The following is a 17,890-nucleotide window of genomic DNA, read 5'->3' on the forward strand; positions in this document are numbered from 1 at the left end:
GCGGGTGGGGCCGGGGGCGAAGTAGCCGAACTCGGTCGTCACGGTCTTGCCCTGGACGATCGCACCGAGGGAACGCAGACGGGTCACGCAGGCAGCATCGGTGCCGACGGCATCCGGAGAGGTGACTGCGGAGCCGGCACGCGTGGGCATCCCGGCTACGTCGATGAGGTCCTTGACTCCGACGGACACACCGGCCAGAGGCGCAGAGCCGGGGTCCCGGTCGACGGCACGAGCCTCTGCCGCAATCGTCGACGACAGGCAGACCCAGGCGTCGAGTTCCGGTTCGCGCAGCTCGATCGCTCGTCTGACCTGCGTGGCGAGGTCCTCGGCCGGCACCGACCCGGTCCGGACCACCCCGACCTGCTCCCGCAGAGACAGCTCCGACGCGCGCGTGCTCATACTCCTCCTCCGGTCTCGACTCCTCCATTCTGGGCGAACAAGCCGAGGGCCGACAGTAAAGGTTTCCCTCCTACCGCAGTAAGGACGCATGGAAATAGCTTCTGAACCACTGTCGACCCGCTGGCGGATTCCGCATCCGCAGCTCGCTAGGAAAGGTGGCTGCTCATGGCTTCGACCGTGGCGCCCGAAGTCTCTGTCTCCCCGGAACCCGGGGAGAAGAGGATCGACTTCCACAGGATGAACCGCAAAGCGTGGATAATCACGGCTCTGCTCATCCTCTTCCAGATCGTGGCCTTCGCCGACAAGGCCGTACTCGGCCTGGTGGCCTCGAAGGCCATGCCCGATCTCGGAATCTCCGCCGTACAGTTCGGTTTCATCGGCAGCGCGTTCTTCTTCCTCTACGCGGTGGTCTCCGTGGTCACGGGTTTCCTCGCCGCCAGGTTCTCGGTCAAGTGGATCATCCTCACCATGGGCGTCGTCTGGGCGGTCATGCAGTTCCCGATGCTCCTCGGTGGCGGTGCCGCGGTGCTGCTGGTGACCCGCATCGTCCTGGGCGGCGCGGAAGGTCCCGCCACGGCGATGTCCCTCACCGCGGCCCATTCGTGGTTCGAACCGCGCCGTCGCGCCCTGCCGTCCAACCTGGTGGCCGCCGGCTCGACGCTGGGCCCGGTCATCGCCGCGCCTGCCCTCGCCTGGGTCATCGTCGCCTGGGGATGGCGCTGGGCCTTCGGCGTCCTCGGCATCGTCGGGCTCGTGTGGGTCGTCGCCTGGCTCCTGATCGCCGGTGACGGACCGTTTGCCGGGCACGGCAAGCAGAACCCCGCCGCCGCCCGCACCGCCGATCGGAAGCCGGCCGATGCCGCCGACGAGGTGGCCACGAACGATGTGGACGAACAGAAGCCTGTCGTCGTATGGCGTGCCCTGCTCAGCATGACCTTCCTCGCCGCGGTGATCGGCGGCGCCTCGAACTTCTGGGTCCAGGGGTTCGTCACGACATGGTTGCCCCAGTACCTCGGCACCGTCGTCGGCCTGTCGCTTCCTCAGGTCGGCACCGTCACCACCTTTCCCTGGATCCTCGGAGCCGCCGTGTTGCTGCTGCTCGGTTTCCTCGGCCACCGGTTGATGAAGCGCGGCCACAACGCGCATCGCGCGATCGCTGTCCCGTTCGGCATCGCGGCTCTGGTGGCCGGAGTCTGCTTCATCCTGGTCCAGGCGACCTCCGGTGTGCTGGCCGTCGCCCTCCTGTGCCTCGCCGCGGGCTGCAGCCTCGCGTACCCGATGACCGCCTCTGCGATCGCCTATGCCGTCGGCGCCAAGCAGCGACCGATTCTCATGGCCACGCTCGGCGGCGTGGCGTCGATCGGTGCCATCGTCTCCCCCACGCTCGTGGGCTGGCTGATGGCCCGCGCCGGTTACGTCTCTCCCGCTGCAGGAAGCGAACTGACCACCGAAATGGCGACGAACATGGCGATCGGTGTGCACCAGGCATTCACCATCACCGGCATCATCCTTCTCGTCGGCGGTCTCCTCTGCATCCTCTTCCTGCGGCCCGAGAGCCTCGGCCGGAAACTGCAGTCCAAGTACGTCAAGCACTGAACCCGGCATCTCGATGCATGCCGGCACCATCCCACCGTCCCCGAGATCAGGAGGACCTCCATGACAGGTTTCGCGACCCCGGTCGACCAGGGGCTCTTCCGGGAAGTGATGGGGCACTACCCGACCGGTGTGGCTGTCGTGACCGGCCGCGCGGACGACGGGGAACTGCTCGCCCTGGTGGTCGGAACCTTCGGTTCGGTGTCTCTCGATCCGCCCCTCGTCTCCTTCATGCCGATGAAGACGTCGAGGACGTTCGCCAAGATGCGGGAGTGTACTTCGCTGTGCGTCAACATCGTCGGCGGCGAGCAGGAGGAACTGGTCGCCACCGTCGCACGACGCTGGGAGAACAAGTTCGACGGGATCGACTGGTTCCCGTCCCCGTCGGGGGACCCCGTACTGGCGGAATCGGTGGCGTGGATCGACACCCGCATCACCGACACGGTGGAGGCGGGCGACCATTGGATCGTCCTGTGCGCTGTGGCGGACATGGCCGTCACCAACCCGGTGGCCCCGCTGATCTTCTTTCAGGGCGGTTACGGAAGTTTCGTCGGCACGTCGCTGATGGCCCGGATGGAGCACCGGATTCTGTCGGCGATTCAGGATGCGGACTGCGCGCGGCCGGCCGTGAGGGACCTCGCGAACGAAATAGGTTGCGAAGTCACGCTCTACACGGCCGTCGGCCATGACGAGATGGCGACCGTTCTCTCCGCGTCGGCTCCCGGAATCGACCCGGAGAACGGACTGGCGCAGCGAGTTCCGATCGTGCCACCCATCGGCGATTCACTCGTCTTCGATCTGCCTCCCGAGGATCAGGAGCGGTGGATCGCCAAGGCTCGCGGCGTCGAGGAGTCCGGCAGACAGCTCTACCGGGACCGTCTCGACTTCGTCCGCGAACACGGGTTCCTGCTGTCGTTCCTGCCCCGGGAGGGCGGTGCCGCATACGAGGAGATGCGCGCCGCCACCCGCCGGTACGAGAGCGGAAGGCTGACACCGGCACAGGAACGGAGCATCCGGGAATGCGTCGTAAGGTCGACGGTCGACTACCGGTTGCACGACCTCGACGGTGCGGAAACGTACGACCTCGGTTCGGTCGTACTACCGGTTCGCGACCGAAAAGGTGACTACACGCTCACGCTGCGATTGGCGCAACTTCCTCGCCGGGTGTCCGGGACGCGGGTACGAGAGTGGATCGCTCGGGCCAAGGCGGTCGTCGGCGTCCTCGAGAGCGGTACCGATTTCGACCGGTAACCCGTTCCCGCGGAACGCGGTACACCGCGACATCCGGTGCCATGAGGGGTACCGGTCGGTCTTCGCCAGCTTGCATGTCGACCGGGTCGGTCACGGCTCGCCGGGCCGTGGGACGTGCGCCTGCCCCGTGCGTGTGTTCCACGGCTCCCGGATCCTGGCTGTGCGCGTCAGGCCGAGGGCGCTACCCGCACAGCCGCCGATCAAACTCGAGACGCTCCCCCGGCAGTGCGACGATCCCGTCCGCCGGATCGAGGCACGCGTGCGTCCGAGACGATTCCGCCTCCTCGGTTTTACCCGCCGCAGAATCGGTAACCCTGTGCCCATGGCGCACCCACCGAACGTGCTTCCGTGGCAGATCCACGGCTCGTGGACGCCCTCACACGTTCAGGGGTCCCAGGACCCGTTGCCGTCCCTCCTCGACGGCGGGCCGTGGGCGCGGGGCTGCTGCGGGCGGTACGCGCTGATCGACGAGGTGACGAGCGCGGCAACCCGCAGGAGGGAAGGGCCATGAAGATTGCGATGGTGTCCGAGCACGCACGCCTCCTCGCGGCCCCGAGCGACGCAGACTCCGGCGGCCGGGACGTGCACGTCGCCGAACTGTCGGCGGCGCTGGTACGGGCGGGACACGACGTCACCGTCTACACCCGTCGCGACGACCCCGATCTTCCCGAACGAGCCCGGACCGAGGAGGGGTACGAGGTGGTCCACGTCCCCGCCGGGCCACCCACCCGCCTGCCGGCGGACGAACTCCTCCCGCGGATGGGCGAGTTCGGCACCTTCCTCGAACGCGCATGGACGAAGGACCGGCCCGACGTCGCCCACGCCCACTTCTGGATGTCGGGCATCGCGACCCAGCTCGCCGCCCGCAACGCCCGGGTGCCCACGGTGCAGACCTTCCACACCCTGGGCGTGGTCGAGCGCCGGCACCAGGGCAGCGCGGACGCCGGCTCGTCGAGCCGGATCCGCGTCGAGCGGCTCCTGGCCCTGGGCGCGAGCCGGGTGGCCGCCACCTGCTCGGAAGAGGTGTTCGAGCTCGCCACGCTGGGTCTGCCCCGCACCCGCACGTCCGTCGTGCCCTGCGGCGTGAACCTCGAGCTCTTCACGCCCACCGGCCCCGGGGATCGGGCGCGCGGGGCCGGGCACCGCATCGTCACCGTGGGCCCGCTCGTGCCGCGCATGGGCTTCGACGTCGCGATCCGGGCCCTGGCCCTGCTCCCCGACACGGAACTGGTGATCGCCGGCGGACCGGTGGACTGCGACCTTGCCTGCGATGCCGAGGCCGCCCGCCTGCGCGCCGTCGCCGAACAGCACGGTGTGCGGGACCGGGTGCGGATGACCGGGCCCGTGCCCCGGAAGGACATGCCCGCGCTGCTGCGGTCGGCGGACGTCGTGGTGTGCACTCCCTGGTACGAACCGCTCGGCATCGTGCCGCTGGAGGCGATGGCCTGCGGGCGGCCCGTCGTCGCGACCGCCGTCGGCGGCCTGCTCGACACGGTCGTCGACGGGGTGACGGGCACGCTGGTGCCCCCGCACGCATCCGAGGCCGTCGCTGCGGCCCTGCACGGCCTGCTCACCGACGACGTCCAGCGCACCGCCTTCGGTCTCGCCGGCCACGACCGGGCGAGTACCCGCTACTCGTGGGACCGGTCCGCCGCCGACGCCGCGCGCACCTATGAGCGGTGCGTGCCGGAACCGCGGCAGGCGGTGCGGTCCACGCGCTCCGGAGCGCGCTGAAGGAACTCCCGGGATCTTCACGGAAATTTCACAGATTCGGCCGCCGGGCACAGGGCCGAGACGTTACTGTTGCGAACAAGGTTGAGAAGCAGCCGGTTCTCGTCTCATGGAGGCGATTGCTGCGCTCCCCTGTCCCCCGACCGGGCGCTGCTCCAGCAGTCGGAATCATCGGAGGAACAGCCATGGTCTATCTGCGCTCCATCCTGGACGCACCGCACCGGTATTCGTCGTCGCTGCTCGACACCGCGCTGTTCGACGACTTCTCCGGCGACGGGACCCGGGTCTGCATCGACGTCGACGAACCGCCGGGCGGTCCCGTCGTGGTGCAGGTGTCAGGGAGCGTCGACGAGGGCGCCGCGCCGGTGCTGCACTCGTTCCTGCGCGAGGCCGTCGTGCGGGGTCGAGGCGTGGTACTGGACCTGTTGCAGGTCACCGCCGTCGAGTGCGACACCGCGGCACTGCTCGAGCGGGCCGAGTCGCTGCTCCGCGAGCGGGGCGCGAACATCACCGTCGCCGGCGGTGCGGCGGTGCGGCGCGCGGTACGGGACGCGGGATTCGAGGACCGGATCGCGTGCTTCGACACCTTCGGTCCGGCATTCGAGGCGGCACACCGCGGGTGCGACCTCCGGACCGCGGCACGGCGGGTGCAGCCGTGACCGCCAATGTCGTCCTGCTGCTGTTCGTGCTGGCAGCAGGCATCGGTGGCACCGCAGCGTTGCAGGGGGCGCTGCGGCGCCGCCGCTGACTTCACACCTTCCGGACGGCCGTGTGCGGTGCGTCGTGCGCGGGCGTGTGCTGTCCGCGCCGAGGCCGTTGGCCGATCGCCCGCCCGTTGATAGTGTTCTGCGTCACCTACCTCGGTCGCCGAGACCTCGGGGAACGGAGAAGCGCGATGCACGACGAGCACGTCGACGTCCTGATCGTCGGCGCCGGACTCTCCGGGATCGGCGCGGCCTGCCATCTGCAGGACGAATGCCCGGACAAGAGCTACACCGTCCTCGAGGCGCGCGACGCCATCGGAGGCACCTGGGACCTGTTCCGCTACCCGGGCATCCGCTCCGACTCCGACATGTTCACCCTGGGGTACTCGTTCCAGCCCTGGACCGAACCAGAAACCTTCGCCGACGGCCCGTCCATCCGCGACTACGTCCGTCGCACCGCGCGGACCCGCGGCCTCGACGAGAAGGTCCGGTTCCACCATCGTGTGGTCCGCGCCGAGTGGTCCACGCCCGAGGCCCGCTGGACCGTGACGGCCGAGCGCACCGACACCGGCGAGCGCATTCGTCTCACGTGCGGCTTCCTGTTCGTCAACTCGGGCTACTACCGCTACGACGAGGGATTCACCCCCGAACTGCCCGGCGTCGAACGGTTCACCGGCACGCTCGTGCATCCGCAGCACTGGCCCGAGGACCTGGACTGCACCGGCAAGCGCGTTGTCGTCATCGGCAGCGGCGCCACCGCGGTGACCCTCGTCCCGGCGCTCGCGGAGTCGGCCGCACACGTGACGATGCTGCAGCGCTCCCCGAGCTACGTCATGTCACGGCCTTCGATCGACCCCGTCGCCGGTGCGCTGCTCGGCCGGGTGCCGTCGAAGATCGCCTATCCGATCGTCCGCTGGGCCAACGTGCTGGGCAGCATGGCCTTCTTCCAGTTGAGCCGGCGCCGGCCGGCTCTGGTCAAGAGGCTGCTGCGCAAGGGCGTGCTGAGCCACCTGCCCGCGGACTACGAGGTGGATGTCCATTTCCGGCCGCGGTACGACCCGTGGGACCAGCGGGTGTGTTTCGTTCCCGACGGCGACCTGTTCAAGGCCCTGCGCGAGGGCCGGGCGACGGTCGTGACCGACACGATCGACACGTTCACGGAGAACGGAATCCGGCTCGCCTCGGGGCAGGAACTCGAGGCCGACGTGGTCGTCACCGCGACGGGGCTGAACCTGCTCCTGCTCGGCGGGATGGCCGTACGCGTCGACGGTCGCGACGTGGAGATGGGAAAGACGCTGGCGTACAAGGGGATGATGCTCTCCGGTGTCCCCAACCTGGCGTTCACCGTGGGATACACCAACGCGTCCTGGACATTGAAGGCCGACCTCGTCGCCGGATACGTGTGCCGCCTGCTGCGGCACATGGACGCGCGCGGGTACGCCTACTGCACCCCGACCGCTCCCGCCTCCACGACGGCCGCGTCACCGCTGGTCGATCTGGCGTCCGGGTACGTACTGCGCAGCATCGATTCGCTCCCCAAGCAGGGACCCGCGGCTCCGTGGCGACTGTTCCAGAACTACGTCCGTGACCTGGTGATGATGCGCCGCGGCGGGCTCGAGGACGGCGCCATGCGCTTCTCGCGGGCAGCGGTCCCGACAGCGAAGCAGCCGGCCGCCTGAGGTCCCCGTACGGAATCTCCGAGCATCCCGGGGCCCGCTTCCGCGGATGCGTATGTCCGCGTATCCGCGAGGAATCTCGCTGCCCGCCCGATCGAAAGTAGCAGCGTAGGTGGGCGGTTCCCAGCCGAGCGCGACACCATCCGGATCCGCCGCATAGACTGCCGGTGGAGGAGGCGGTCGACCCTCCCCTCCCCGGCGCACAGTTCCGCAACCGCGGCAATTTCCAGGGGCGGAGAGTGACATATGCAAGTTGGTGCCCTGTTCGGCAGGTATCGCCTGGACCGTCCACTGTCGGTGGATGCGACCGGCGAGGTGTGGGCCGCGTTCGACACGATCACGCATCGGCACGTCGCCGTGCGGGCGCTGCCGCCGGAGGCGACCGAGGACGACGACTACCGCGCTCGTTTCGAACGGGAAGCCGAGATCGCAGCGCGCATCCGGAACCCGCATGTGGTCCCGATCCACGACTTCGGGCAGATCGGCAGCCGGCTCTTCCTCGCAACGCCGATCGTCCAGGGCACGAGCCTGCAGGCGATGCTCCGGGCCACCGGCGCAATGGAGGTGCCGCGCGCGGTCGACGTCGTCGAGCAGCTGGCGTCGGCCCTCGCGGCCGTGCACGCGGCCGGACTGGTCGAGCAGGAGGTGACGTCGGCGAACGTCCTCGTGCAGGACGATGGGCTGATCTGCCTCACCGATGTGGGGTTCCCCCCGCATCCCGGCGCGGCGTCGGGCGTCTACGGCCTGACCACCGTGCTGTACGAATGCCTCACCGGCCGACTCTTCCAGTCGTCGAGCGGACCGACGTTGCCACCGCAATCGTCGTCGGTGCTCTCGACCCTGCCCGCCGGTATGGTCGACGTGATCGCCCGCGGAACGGCAGCCGAACCCGCGCGGCGTTACGGATCGGTGGGCGAGCTGGCCGCTGCCGCGCGCACCGCGGCAACATCGCAGCGACCCGCCCACAGGGCCTCGACCGCGATCGTTCCGGTCGACTGGAGCCGGCGCATCCTGGTCGCAGGCCTCGCGCTGGCGGCGATCATCGCCGTTTTCGTCGTCGGCAGCATGGCACTCGGCGCGATATCGCCCTCGTCCGAGGGCGCCGACCCCGCTCCGCTCCCGATCGCGGCGCGGCCGGCCGCGCCGACACCGTCGCCACCGACCACCCCGACAGGTGCGGACGAGGTGCCGCCGGAACCAGCGACACCTCGGACGGAAGCTCCGGCCGCCGAGGCTCCTCCGCTTCGGGAGGCGGCCCCACCGGCACCCACACCCCGATCCGCACCGCAATCGCCACCTGCACCGGCACCGCCACCTGCACCGGCACCGCCACCGCCGGCGCCCGCGCCGCAGGTACTGCCCTGCTACCCCGGCTACGAGCACACCCCGCTACCGGACGGACCCTGCCTTCCGGCCGGCTCACCCCCCGCACCAGCCCCGGCACCGCCGGCGCCCGCGCCGCAGGTACTGCCCTGCTACCCCGGCTACGAGCACACCCCGCCACCGGACGGGCCGTGCTGGGCCCCCGCGAGCCTGCGGGGCCCGACCGGCGACGGGTGATCCCGGTGAACCGTCCGCTCGCCGTCGGGCCGAATGTCACACGCATTCAGTTCAATCGAATGCATGTGACATTCGGCCGCCGAGGCGGGGGTCAGAGGCGGGCGCCCGTCGTCGCCGAGAAGAAGTAGACCTCGCCCGCCTGCGGGAGCAGGTGCACCCGCTCGCCCGGACCGATCGGGACGCGTCGATCCACCCGCACCACGACCTTGCCCGACGCGCTCGACCAGTCGGCCGGCTCGGCGGCCGTCGCGTGGACGAACGATTCCGCGCCGAGCTGCTCGACGAGGTCCACCGTCAACGACAGGGTTCCGGAACGCCACGCCCCGACGGGGGTCCACGCCTCGGGCCGCACCCCGACGACGATCCGCTCGGCATCGACGTCGGCCGGCACGGCGACCCGCAGACTGCCGAGCACGGCCGCGCCGTCGCGGACGGGCGCGTCGAGCAGGTTCATGCCGGGCGACCCGATGAATCCGGCGACGAAGGTGTTGACCGGGTTGTCGTACAGGTCGCGGGGCGCGGCGACCTGCTGCAGGCGGCCGCCGTCGAGGACGGCCACCCGATCCCCCATGGTCATCGCCTCCACCTGATCGTGGGTGACGTACACGGTCGTGGTGCCCAGCCGACGTTGCAGTCCCGCGATCTGCGAGCGTGTGCTGACCCGCAACTTCGCGTCGAGGTTGCTCAGCAGTTCGTCCATGCAGAACACCGCGGGCCGTCGCACGATGGCCCGGCCCATCGCCACGCGCTGCCGCTGCCCGCCCGAGAGCTTGCCCGGTTTGCGGTCGAGCAGCGGCTCGAGCTCGAGCATCCGCGCGGCTTCGAGCACCCGCGCCGACCGTTCCGCCTTGCCGACGCCGGCGTTGCGCAACGCGAAACCCATGTTCTCCGCCACCGTCATGTTCGGATACAGCGCGTAGTTCTGGAACACCATCGCCACGTCGCGTGCCTTGGGCGGCAACCCCGTCACGTCGGCTCCGCCGATGTCGATGCGGCCGTCGTCGACTGCCTCGAGCCCGGCGAGCATCCGCAGGCTCGTGGATTTCCCGCAGCCCGACGGACCGACCAGGACCAGGAACTCCCCGTCCGCGACGTCGAGGTCGAGCCGGTCCACCGACGGCCGTTCGACGCCCGGGTAGCGGTGGGTGACGGTCCGGAAACCTATGCTTGCCAAGGCTGTTCCTACAGGTACGGGGTGATCTGGCGATCGATGATCTGCTGCAGCTGACGGGTGACGTCGCCGAACGCCGTCGTCACGTCGGCGCCCTGGAGGGCGATCTGCTCGAGGCCGGTGCCGATGATCTGGTCGCCGCCGGGTACGAAGACGCGCGCGTAGTCCTGCGAGCGAGTGCGCGCGAGTTGGTCGACGGCGGTACGAGAGTTGGGGTTCTGCTCGAGGAACGCCTTCATGTCGGGGTTCTCGGTGGCGGACTTGCGCACCGGCATGTAGCCGATCCGCTGCGAGAAGTAGGCGGTGTTCTCCCCGTTGGTGACGAAGTCGATGAACTTCAGCGCGTTGCGCTTTCGCTCGTCGGAGATGTTCGCGGGGATCGCCAGTCCGGCGCCGCCGGTGGGACATCCCGGAGTACCGTCGGGGGCCGGCAGGAACGCGGTGCCGAAGTCGAACGCGGCGTTCTTCGTGATGCCGGACAGGTCGCCGGTGGAGGCGATCGTGGACGCGATGATCCCGGCGGAGAAGTCGTTGGCGATGTCCGTGGAGACACCCGCGTACTTCCCGGTGTGGATCATGTCCTTCAGGAACTGTCCCGCGGCGATCGTCTCCGCGTCGCCGAAGCGCAGCCGCCAGCCGTCGGAGTAGGCACCGCCGAACGTCCAGATCGGTCCTTCGAAGGTCCAACCCAGGTAGTCCTTGGCGTTGCCCCAGCCGTGCGCCAGCTTGCCTGAGCCGACGGCGCGTTGCAGTTCGGGCCCCCACTCGGAGAACTCCTGCCAGGTGGCGGGCCCGCGGTCGGGCAGTCCCGCCTGCCGCCAGACGTCGCGGTTGTAGTAGAACAGCGGGGTCGAGCGGGCGTAGGGCAGCGCGAAGTGGCGGCCCTCGAAGAGGTAGTCGGCCAGCAGGGAATCGACGTAGTCGCCGGTATCCACGCCGACCTCGGTGAACAGGTCGTCGAGCGGCGTGATCGCGCCGGCGAGCGCGTAGTTGAACCACCACACGTCCGACAGGACCACAACGTCGGGCAGATCACCCCCGGACAGGGCTGCGTTGAACTTCTGTGACACCTCTTCGTAGTTCTTGCCGCCGTCGACGAGGTCGACGGTCAGATCCGGGTACTTCGCCTGGAACCGGGCGATGAGTTCCTTCTCCACGTCCTGGGACTTGCCCGGGTGGTTGGACCAGAACTTGATCGTGTTCGCGTCGGAGGCGGACCCCGAGGTGCCCGCCGACCCGGACGAGCCGGTGCCGGCGCACGCGGCCAGCGCTGCGCTCGCCGCGACCACCCCGGTCAGTCCCAGAAATCCACGCCTGTCGATGTTCACGAAGTTGCTCCTGGAAGAGTTCAGCCCTTGACCGCACCGGAGGTGAGGCCCTTGATCATGTGTCGTTGCAGCGCAAGGAAGACCACGAGGATCGGCAGCATGGCCAGCACCGTGCCGGCCATCACCGGACCCCAGTTGGTGACGCCGTCGTTGTTCTGCAACTGGGTCAGTCCGATCGGCAGCGGGGCCACCGACGCGTCGTCGGCCATGAGGAACGGCCACAGGTATTCGTTCCACTCGTTGACCACGGTGATGAGCGCGAACGCGACCAGGGTCGGGCCGGACACGGGCAGCACGACCCGCCACAGCAGACGGACGTGTCCGGCGCCGTCCATCCGTGCCGCCTCGATGATCTCGGCGGGGATGGACAGGAAGTGGTTGCGCAGCAGGAACGTTCCGAACGCGATGCCCGCGAGCGGCACGATGATCCCCTGGAAGGTGTTGCGCCATCCCCATTCCGCCACCAGCGCGTAGTTGGAGATGACCGTGATCTGGTTCGGCACCATCAGGGCGGCGACGATGCCGACGAACACGAGATTCTTGCCGGGGAACCGCAGGAACACCAGACCGTAGGCGCTCAGGATGCCGAGGACGAACTTCACGCTCGACAGCACCGTGGTGATGATCAGCGAGTTCCGCAGGAACGTGCCGAACGGCACCGAGGTGACGGCCTCCGTGTAGTTCTGGGGATGGAACATGCTGGGCCACCAGGTGACCGGCAGCGTGTAGATGTCGGGCCGCTGCTTGAACGACGTCACCACGATCCAGTACAGCGGCAGCGCCACGACGAGCAGTGCGACGACCATCGCGGCGTAGGCGAGCACACGGATCGCGCGCTCCCGACGCCGGTACGGCTCTGCCGCCGCCGGCTCCGCACGTACGATCCGGCGGTCCAGAAGCGCCGTCATCCCACGATCTCCTTGCGCGCCACCGGCCGGATGTCACATTCCGTCGATGGGACCGAACGCGTGTCACATTCGGCCCCGCGCCCGCGCCCGCGACGGCGAAGACGGGGGCCGCGGACGGGGCGCGGCCGGTCGTCGCGGTCCATGAGACGCACCTGGTACACCGTGACCGCCAGCAGTACGAGGAACATGACGGTCGCGACGGTGGCGCCGTAGCCGGCCCGGAAGTTGCGGAAGGACTCGTTGTAGACCTGGTAGACCATCGTGGTGGTTCCGGTGCCGAGCGGTCCGCCCCGGGTCATCACGTTGATGATGTCGAAGACCTGGAACGAATTGAGCAGCACGGTGATCGACAAGAAGTAGGTGGTGGGCCGCAGCTGCGGCAGGAGTACGCGCCGGAAGGCGGTCCACGACGAGACGCCGTCGATCGCGGCGGCCTCGGAGAGTTCGGGGCGCAGGCCCTGCAGGGCGGCGAGATAGATGACGAAGGTGTAGCCGAGGTTCTTCCACAGGTAGGTGAGGGTGACCATCACCAGCGCCCAGGCCGGATCCTGGTAGAAGTCCGGGGCGCCGATCCCGACCCTGTCCAGCAGGTCCTGGACGAGGCCGAAGTTCGGGTCGAACACGAACTGGAACGCCACGCCCACCGCGGCGCCGGAGATGACGAACGGCGCGAAGAGTGCGGAGCGGACGAGGTTGCGGCCCAGGAGTTTACGGTCCAGCAACAGCGCCAGCGCCAGACCGAGCAGCATGGATCCCGCGACGGTGGCGACGGTGAACACGACGGTGTTGCCGACGATCTGCCAGGTGTCGGCGCGGCCGAACCACTCGCGGTAGTTGCCGAATCCGACGAACGTGGCGGTGGGGCTCGAGATGTTCCACTCGAAGAACGAGAGGCGGATGTTGTCGACGAGCGGCCGGTACGTGAACAGGATCAGCAGCGCGAGATTCGGTCCGATCAGCGTGGCGAACAGCGCGTAGTCGCCCCATGGGCGTCGCGACAGCCCCCGATCGGGTTGGGGCAATACTCTTTCCGGACTCGAGCGCACTGCGGCAGTGTGCCTGCCGCGGGCGAACCGGAGGTTACGCCGGTCTGGCGCCGGCGAGTACTCTCGCCACCCGGAAGGTCACCAGGTGCTCGCCGGCGTCGACCGTTGTCCGGCTAGAGGTTCCAGTCGCCGAGGCCGTCCCAGCCGTTGAGGGTGCCGCCACCGGTGTTCTGCACGATCACCGGGTCGCCCTTCTGGGCGTTCTCGAAGAACCAGCGACCGTCCTCGGTGCTCACGTTCAGGCACCCGTGGCTGACGTTGGTGTTGCCCTGCGCCCACTCGGACCACGGCGCCGCATGCACGAAGATGCCGCTGTTGGAGATGCGGGTCGCGTACTCGACGTAGGTGCGGTATCCCTCGGGCGAGTCGACCGGAACGCCGTACGTGGACGAGTCCATGTACATGTCGCGGAACTTCTCGCCGACGATGTAGGTGCCGTTGGGCGTCTCGTAGCCGGGCTTGCCGAACGACGTCGGCATGGTCTTGACGACCTCGCCGTTGCGGGTGACGGTGATGGTCTTGGTGTTGTCGTCCGCGACGGTGATCAGCGCGTCGCCGACGGTGTACGACGACTGCGTGCCCCCGGCGTTCACGGTGACCTGGGTGTGGGCCGGCCAGAACTCGAACGGCCGCCACCGCACCTGCCGGTCCGAGGCCCAGTAGAAGTGCCCGGACACCGGCGGGTTCGACGTGACGGTGATGGCGCGCTCGGCGGCCGCGCGATCGGTGACGTTCTCGTCGAAGCGGATGATGATCGGCTGGGCCACGCCGACCGTCTCACCGTTCGACGGGTTGATCGACGGGGCCGAGAACGGCGGCGGCGTGGGTGCGACGGAGTTCGAGCCGCCCGGAAGCCTCTCGACGAGTTCCTGCACGCTCGGCAGTTCGGGCCCGCCCGGCCACAGGGGTACCGCGGCGGCGGGTCCCGTCATGGTGAGCATGGCGGCGCCGGCCCCCACCAGCGCGGTGGCGACACGGCCGGACCAGCGACCGGCGCGGCCACGACTGCTCGGCCGACCCTTCTTCTCGAACATTCGACAACCCATCGTTCGTTCGTGCCGTCGCACCCACGTCCGCCCCGACAGCGACGACTTGGCGAACCCATTAGACACAGCTCCCCCGCAAGCGGGCAATTCGACCATGCCCGCCCGGACCACCCCTCGCGGGCTCGCGCCCAGGTCAGGACTCGATTCGAGAGGCGGCAAGGAGATCGGCGACAGCGACGAACTTCACGCGAGAGCGACCCGCGGCACCGCCCCGGGCGCGTTCCTGCTTGTCGATCTGCTGCCAGCCCCGGTAGTCGACGTACTCCGGCCGGCGCTCGGAGACCAGCGCCGCGAGCTTCTCCCGGTCGGCGACGGGTGCGACGAGCCGGCCGGCCACGAAATCCTGGACCAGGTGCTCGACGGTCTGGGCGGAGCACTGCTTGTTGGTGCCGATGACGCCGGTGGGTCCGCGCTTGATCCAGCCGGCGGTGTACACGCCGGGCAGCGGCTCGTTCGTCTCCGGGTCCACGACCCGGCCCTCCTCGTTGGGGAGGATGCCGCGCTGGTCGTCGAACGGCAGGTCGGCGACGGGGGCCCCGCGGTAGCCGACAGAACGCAGGACCAGGCCGGTGGCCAGGGTCTCGGTCTGCCCGGTGCGGTGCGCCTCGAGCCGGCCGTTCGCCTCGACCAGTTCGGTGCGTTCGAGGGTGATCGATTCGACCCGGCCGTCACCGCTCAGCTCGACGGGGGCGGCGAGGAAGCGCAGCACGATCCGCTTGTTGCCCTCGGTGGGGCGCCGCTGGGCGAAGGCCTGGACCTGTTCGACCTTCAGCACGATCCGCGGTTCGGCGGTGGGGTCGTCGACGAGGGCGCGGCCGGCCGGGTCGAGTTCGGCCTCGGCCGGGTCGACGACGATGTCGACGCCCGCGAGCTGACCGAGGGCCAGCAGTTCCGGGTTGGTGTAGGCGGCCTGGGCGGGTCCGCGGCGTCCCACGACGACGACCTCGCGGATGTTCGACTCGCGCAGGGCGGCGACGGCGTGGTCGGCCATGTCGGTCTTCGCCAGCTCGTCCGGGTCCATGACCAGCGCCCGCGCCACGTCGAGGGCGACGTTGCCGTTGCCGACGATCACCGCGCGTTCGCCGGACAGGTCGAAGGTGCGGTCGGCGTAGTCGGGGTGTCCGTTGTACCAGGCGACGAACTCGGTGGCCGCGTGCGAACCGGGCAGGTCCTCGCCGGGCACGTCCAGGCGCCGGTCCCCGGCGGCGCCGACGGCGTAGAGCACCGCGTGGTGGTGCGCGAGCAGTTCCTCGTGGCTGATGTGGGTGCCCACCTCGACGTTGAACCAGCACTGGCTCTTCTTGTGGCCGAGGGCACTACGGAACAGCTCACCGACGGCCTTGGTGCTCTGATGGTCCGGGGCGACACCTGCGCGGACGAGGCCGTACGGGGTGGGCAGGCGGTCGAAGATGTCGACCTCGACGCGGGCCCGGCCGGTCAGCTCCAGCGCGGCGTAGCAGGCCGCCGGCCCCGAGCCGACGATCGCCACCCGCAGGGTGCCGAGCTCGGCGGGAATCTTGGTGCGGTCGCGTTCCTCGGGCCAGTCCGGTCCGATCGGGTATCGCCGGTAGTAGTCCTCGGCGATCTTCAGATAGGGCTCGTGCGCGGCGGGCAGCTCGTTGTCGGCGTAGATCGCGTCCACCGGGCATTCGTCCACGCACGCGCCGCAGTCGATGCAGGTGTCCGGGTCGATGTAGAGCATCTCGGTGGTGGCGAACGGCGCCTCGTCGGGCGTGGGATGGATGCAGTTGACGGGGCAGACCTCGACGCACGAGGCATCGTTACAACACGCCTGGGTGATCACGTAAACCACGGTGGATACCTGCCTGAAGTGCCGGGGGTTCGACGACCCACTCAGACTATAACGTGTTCCAATTCCGGTCGAGATCCGGTTCGCCGCCCCTGCTCTCCCGGCGTGTCCCCCGCCACCGGACCGGACGCGTCAGCCGTCGGTCGGCTCGATGCGGAAGCCGATCTTCACGGTCACCTGGATGTGCGCGACGGCCCCGTCGTCGATGTGGCCCCTGACGTTCATCACCTCGAACCACTCGAGGTGGCGCGTGGTCTCCGCCGCGCGCGCGACGGCCTGCTTGATCGCGTCGTCGACGCTGTCCGTCGACGAACCCACCACCTCGATCACCCGGTACACGTGGCTCACAGTGTCGCTCCCTCCGTTTCGAACTGCTTCGAACAATCGTGGGGGTAGGCGCCGCGGCACCTTCCTCAGGCGCGGCGGGCCAGGTCGCGCGCCAGCGCGCCGAGCCGCGCGAGGCGCAGATCGCCCAGCGCGATCGGACCGCTGCCCAGGCGGTTCGTCGTGAACGCGAGCGACAGTCCGGTGTCGAGGTCGGCGAAGGCGCCGGAACCGCCGACCCCGTAGTGGCCGAGCGCCCCGCGCGGCCGCTCCCGGCTGACGAACACCGGCTGGTGGTAGCCGAGCCGCCACGCCATCGGGACCCCGAGCACGTAGTCGCGGCCGCGCACCTGGACCTCGCTCATGGCCTCGATGGTTTCCGGGTGCAGGAACTGCACGCCGTCGATCGTGCCGCCCGCGGCGATCGCCCCGTACATCCGCGCCAGGGCGCGCGCCGAGAACACCCCGTTCCAGCCGGGCATCACCGCGTCGTGCACCGCGGGATCGCGCACCAGCTCGTCGAACTCCTCCGGCATCGCGGCCTCCGCGAGGCCCCGGGTGAGGCTCACCCGGGACAGCACCGAGGCGGTCATCCCCCAGTGCAGGCCGGCGGGATTGATCCGCGGGAACAGCTTGGCGATGCGGTGCCGCTGCTCCTCCGGCACCCGGAACCAGAATTCGGGGGTACCCAGGGGTTCGGCAATCTCCTGCCGGACGACGTCGACGAACGGCGACCCGGTCACGCGCTGCACGATCTCCGCGACGAGCCAGCCGTACGTGACGGCGTGGTATCCCGGGCCTTCCAGCCGGCGCGGGTCGGGTGGGGCCGCGGCCAGCGCACGCACCGTGGCGTCGTAGTCGACGATGCCCATCCGGCCGGGCCGCAGGTTGCGCACCCGGTGCAGTCCGGCCCGGTGGGTGAGCACGTCCGCGACGGTGACGTCCTCCTTGCCGGCCGCCGCGAACTCCGGCCAGTACCGCGCGACGGGGGCGAAGTAGTCGATCAGGCCGCGGTCGGCGAGCCGGTGCACCACGGTGGACGCCACGCCCTTGCCGGTGGAGAAGGACAGCGAGACCGTGTCGCGGTTCCACCGCCGGTCGCGGGTGGCCCAGCCCGCCCAGATGTCGAGCACCTTCTCGCCGTCCAGGTAGGCGGCGAGGGCCCCGCCCCCGTGCCGGGGCAGCCGGTACAGGTCGAAGAAGCGATCCGCGAGCGGCAGGAATCGCCGGTCGACGTGCATCTCGGTCGGCGGCGGTTCCTGTACCGCTGCCGCGCCCCGCACCGGTCGGGCTGTCATCCGTGGTACCTCCCAGTCGACATCGTGCCGCCAGGTTACGTCGCA

The 17,890-nt window shown here is 69.5% G+C and carries 16 protein-coding genes; 7 read left to right on the forward strand and 9 right to left on the reverse strand.

Going from position 1 to position 17,890, the window contains the following annotated elements; genetic code table 11:
- On the reverse strand, positions 1 to 399 hold a 399-nt coding region (locus G6039_RS13915), incomplete at its 3' end, for an amidase family protein (RefSeq protein WP_241258784.1).
- Between the two features lie 165 nt (positions 400 to 564).
- On the opposite strand from G6039_RS13915, the gene G6039_RS13920 reads away from it, so the two are divergent.
- The 7 genes from G6039_RS13920 to G6039_RS13945 all read left to right on the forward strand — a co-directional run bounded on the left by G6039_RS13920 (position 565) and on the right by G6039_RS13945 (position 8,914).
- Positions 565 to 1,995 (forward strand): MFS transporter, encoded by a 1,431-nt coding sequence (locus G6039_RS13920; protein ID WP_043802795.1) that lies wholly within the window; start codon positions 565 to 567, stop codon positions 1,993 to 1,995.
- Between the two features lie 60 nt (positions 1,996 to 2,055).
- Entirely contained in the window at positions 2,056 to 3,243 is a 1,188-nt protein-coding gene (locus G6039_RS13925; protein WP_043802798.1) for a flavin reductase family protein, read from the forward strand.
- A gap of 322 nt (positions 3,244 to 3,565) precedes the next feature.
- The gene (locus tag G6039_RS30275; protein ID WP_139310913.1) at positions 3,566 to 3,754 is read left to right on the forward strand and encodes a hypothetical protein; all 189 of its coding nucleotides are present in this window, start codon (positions 3,566 to 3,568) and stop codon (positions 3,752 to 3,754) included.
- A complete protein-coding gene (locus G6039_RS13930; RefSeq protein WP_043802800.1) occupies positions 3,751 to 4,977 on the forward strand; it encodes a glycosyltransferase in 1,227 nt (408 codons plus the stop codon). The genes G6039_RS30275 and G6039_RS13930 overlap by 4 nt, the downstream gene beginning before the upstream one ends.
- A 182-nt stretch (positions 4,978 to 5,159) precedes the next feature.
- Positions 5,160 to 5,633, forward strand: coding sequence for an STAS domain-containing protein (locus tag G6039_RS13935; protein WP_006931741.1), 474 nt, complete (start codon positions 5,160 to 5,162; stop codon positions 5,631 to 5,633).
- A 236-nt stretch (positions 5,634 to 5,869) separates the two neighbouring features.
- The gene (locus tag G6039_RS13940) at positions 5,870 to 7,357 is read left to right on the forward strand and encodes a flavin-containing monooxygenase (protein WP_043802803.1); all 1,488 of its coding nucleotides are present in this window, start codon (positions 5,870 to 5,872) and stop codon (positions 7,355 to 7,357) included.
- A gap of 243 nt (positions 7,358 to 7,600) precedes the next feature.
- A complete protein-coding gene (locus G6039_RS13945) occupies positions 7,601 to 8,914 on the forward strand; it encodes a serine/threonine-protein kinase (protein WP_152103868.1) in 1,314 nt (437 codons plus the stop codon).
- A gap of 91 nt (positions 8,915 to 9,005) precedes the next feature.
- On the opposite strand, the gene G6039_RS13950 is transcribed toward G6039_RS13945, so the two are convergent.
- From G6039_RS13950 to G6039_RS13985, 8 genes are all read right to left on the reverse strand, one after another.
- Positions 9,006 to 10,088 carry an ABC transporter ATP-binding protein gene (locus G6039_RS13950; protein WP_043802940.1) on the reverse strand — a complete coding sequence of 361 codons (1,083 nt, stop codon included), beginning with the start codon at positions 10,086 to 10,088 and terminating at the stop codon, positions 9,006 to 9,008.
- A gap of 8 nt (positions 10,089 to 10,096) precedes the next feature.
- Positions 10,097 to 11,413, reverse strand: coding sequence for an ABC transporter substrate-binding protein (locus G6039_RS13955; protein WP_006931730.1), 1,317 nt, complete (start codon positions 11,411 to 11,413; stop codon positions 10,097 to 10,099).
- A 20-nt stretch (positions 11,414 to 11,433) separates the two neighbouring features.
- Positions 11,434 to 12,321, reverse strand: a complete 888-nt coding sequence (locus G6039_RS13960; protein ID WP_006931729.1) for a carbohydrate ABC transporter permease — start codon at positions 12,319 to 12,321, stop codon at positions 11,434 to 11,436.
- Positions 12,318 to 13,367, reverse strand: coding sequence for a carbohydrate ABC transporter permease (locus G6039_RS13965; protein WP_043802936.1), 1,050 nt, complete (start codon positions 13,365 to 13,367; stop codon positions 12,318 to 12,320). Before G6039_RS13965 ends, G6039_RS13960 begins: the two co-directional genes overlap by 4 nt.
- A gap of 113 nt (positions 13,368 to 13,480) precedes the next feature.
- The gene (locus G6039_RS13970) at positions 13,481 to 14,401 is read right to left on the reverse strand and encodes a L,D-transpeptidase (protein WP_029546319.1); all 921 of its coding nucleotides are present in this window, start codon (positions 14,399 to 14,401) and stop codon (positions 13,481 to 13,483) included.
- Between the two features lie 145 nt (positions 14,402 to 14,546).
- Positions 14,547 to 16,226, reverse strand: coding sequence for an FAD-dependent oxidoreductase (locus G6039_RS13975; protein ID WP_043802933.1), 1,680 nt, complete (start codon positions 16,224 to 16,226; stop codon positions 14,547 to 14,549).
- Positions 16,227 to 16,355: 129 nt separating this feature from the next.
- Positions 16,356 to 16,571, reverse strand: a complete 216-nt coding sequence (locus G6039_RS13980) for a dodecin (RefSeq protein ID WP_006931721.1) — start codon at positions 16,569 to 16,571, stop codon at positions 16,356 to 16,358.
- A gap of 65 nt (positions 16,572 to 16,636) precedes the next feature.
- On the reverse strand, positions 16,637 to 17,845 hold the full coding sequence (locus tag G6039_RS13985) for a serine hydrolase domain-containing protein (protein ID WP_043802930.1): 1,209 nt from the start codon (positions 17,843 to 17,845) through the stop codon (positions 16,637 to 16,639).
- Positions 17,846 to 17,890: the final 45 nt, after the last annotated feature.

Origin of the sequence: Rhodococcus aetherivorans (assembly GCF_011058165.1) — a bacterium.
Classification (GTDB): Bacteria; Actinomycetota; Actinomycetes; order Mycobacteriales; family Mycobacteriaceae; genus Rhodococcus; species Rhodococcus aetherivorans.

Excerpts from the sequence above, each read along its gene's own strand:
- G6039_RS13940 (WP_043802803.1), top strand. The coding sequence starts at position 5,870 with ATGCACGACGAGCACGTCGACGTCCTGATCGTCGGCGCCGGACTCTCC.
- G6039_RS13945 (WP_152103868.1), top strand. The coding sequence starts at position 7,601 with ATGCAAGTTGGTGCCCTGTTCGGCAGGTATCGCCTGGACCGTCCACTG.
- G6039_RS30275 (WP_139310913.1), top strand. The coding sequence starts at position 3,566 with ATGGCGCACCCACCGAACGTGCTTCCGTGGCAGATCCACGGCTCGTGG.
- G6039_RS13920 (WP_043802795.1), top strand. The coding sequence starts at position 565 with ATGGCTTCGACCGTGGCGCCCGAAGTCTCTGTCTCCCCGGAACCCGGG.
- G6039_RS13935 (WP_006931741.1), top strand. The coding sequence starts at position 5,160 with ATGGTCTATCTGCGCTCCATCCTGGACGCACCGCACCGGTATTCGTCG.
- G6039_RS13930 (WP_043802800.1), top strand. The coding sequence starts at position 3,751 with ATGAAGATTGCGATGGTGTCCGAGCACGCACGCCTCCTCGCGGCCCCG.
- G6039_RS13970 (WP_029546319.1), bottom strand. The coding sequence starts at position 14,401 with ATGTTCGAGAAGAAGGGTCGGCCGAGCAGTCGTGGCCGCGCCGGTCGC.
- G6039_RS13960 (WP_006931729.1), bottom strand. The coding sequence starts at position 12,321 with ATGACGGCGCTTCTGGACCGCCGGATCGTACGTGCGGAGCCGGCGGCG.
- G6039_RS13985 (WP_043802930.1), bottom strand. The coding sequence starts at position 17,845 with ATGACAGCCCGACCGGTGCGGGGCGCGGCAGCGGTACAGGAACCGCCG.
- G6039_RS13925 (WP_043802798.1), top strand. The coding sequence starts at position 2,056 with ATGACAGGTTTCGCGACCCCGGTCGACCAGGGGCTCTTCCGGGAAGTG.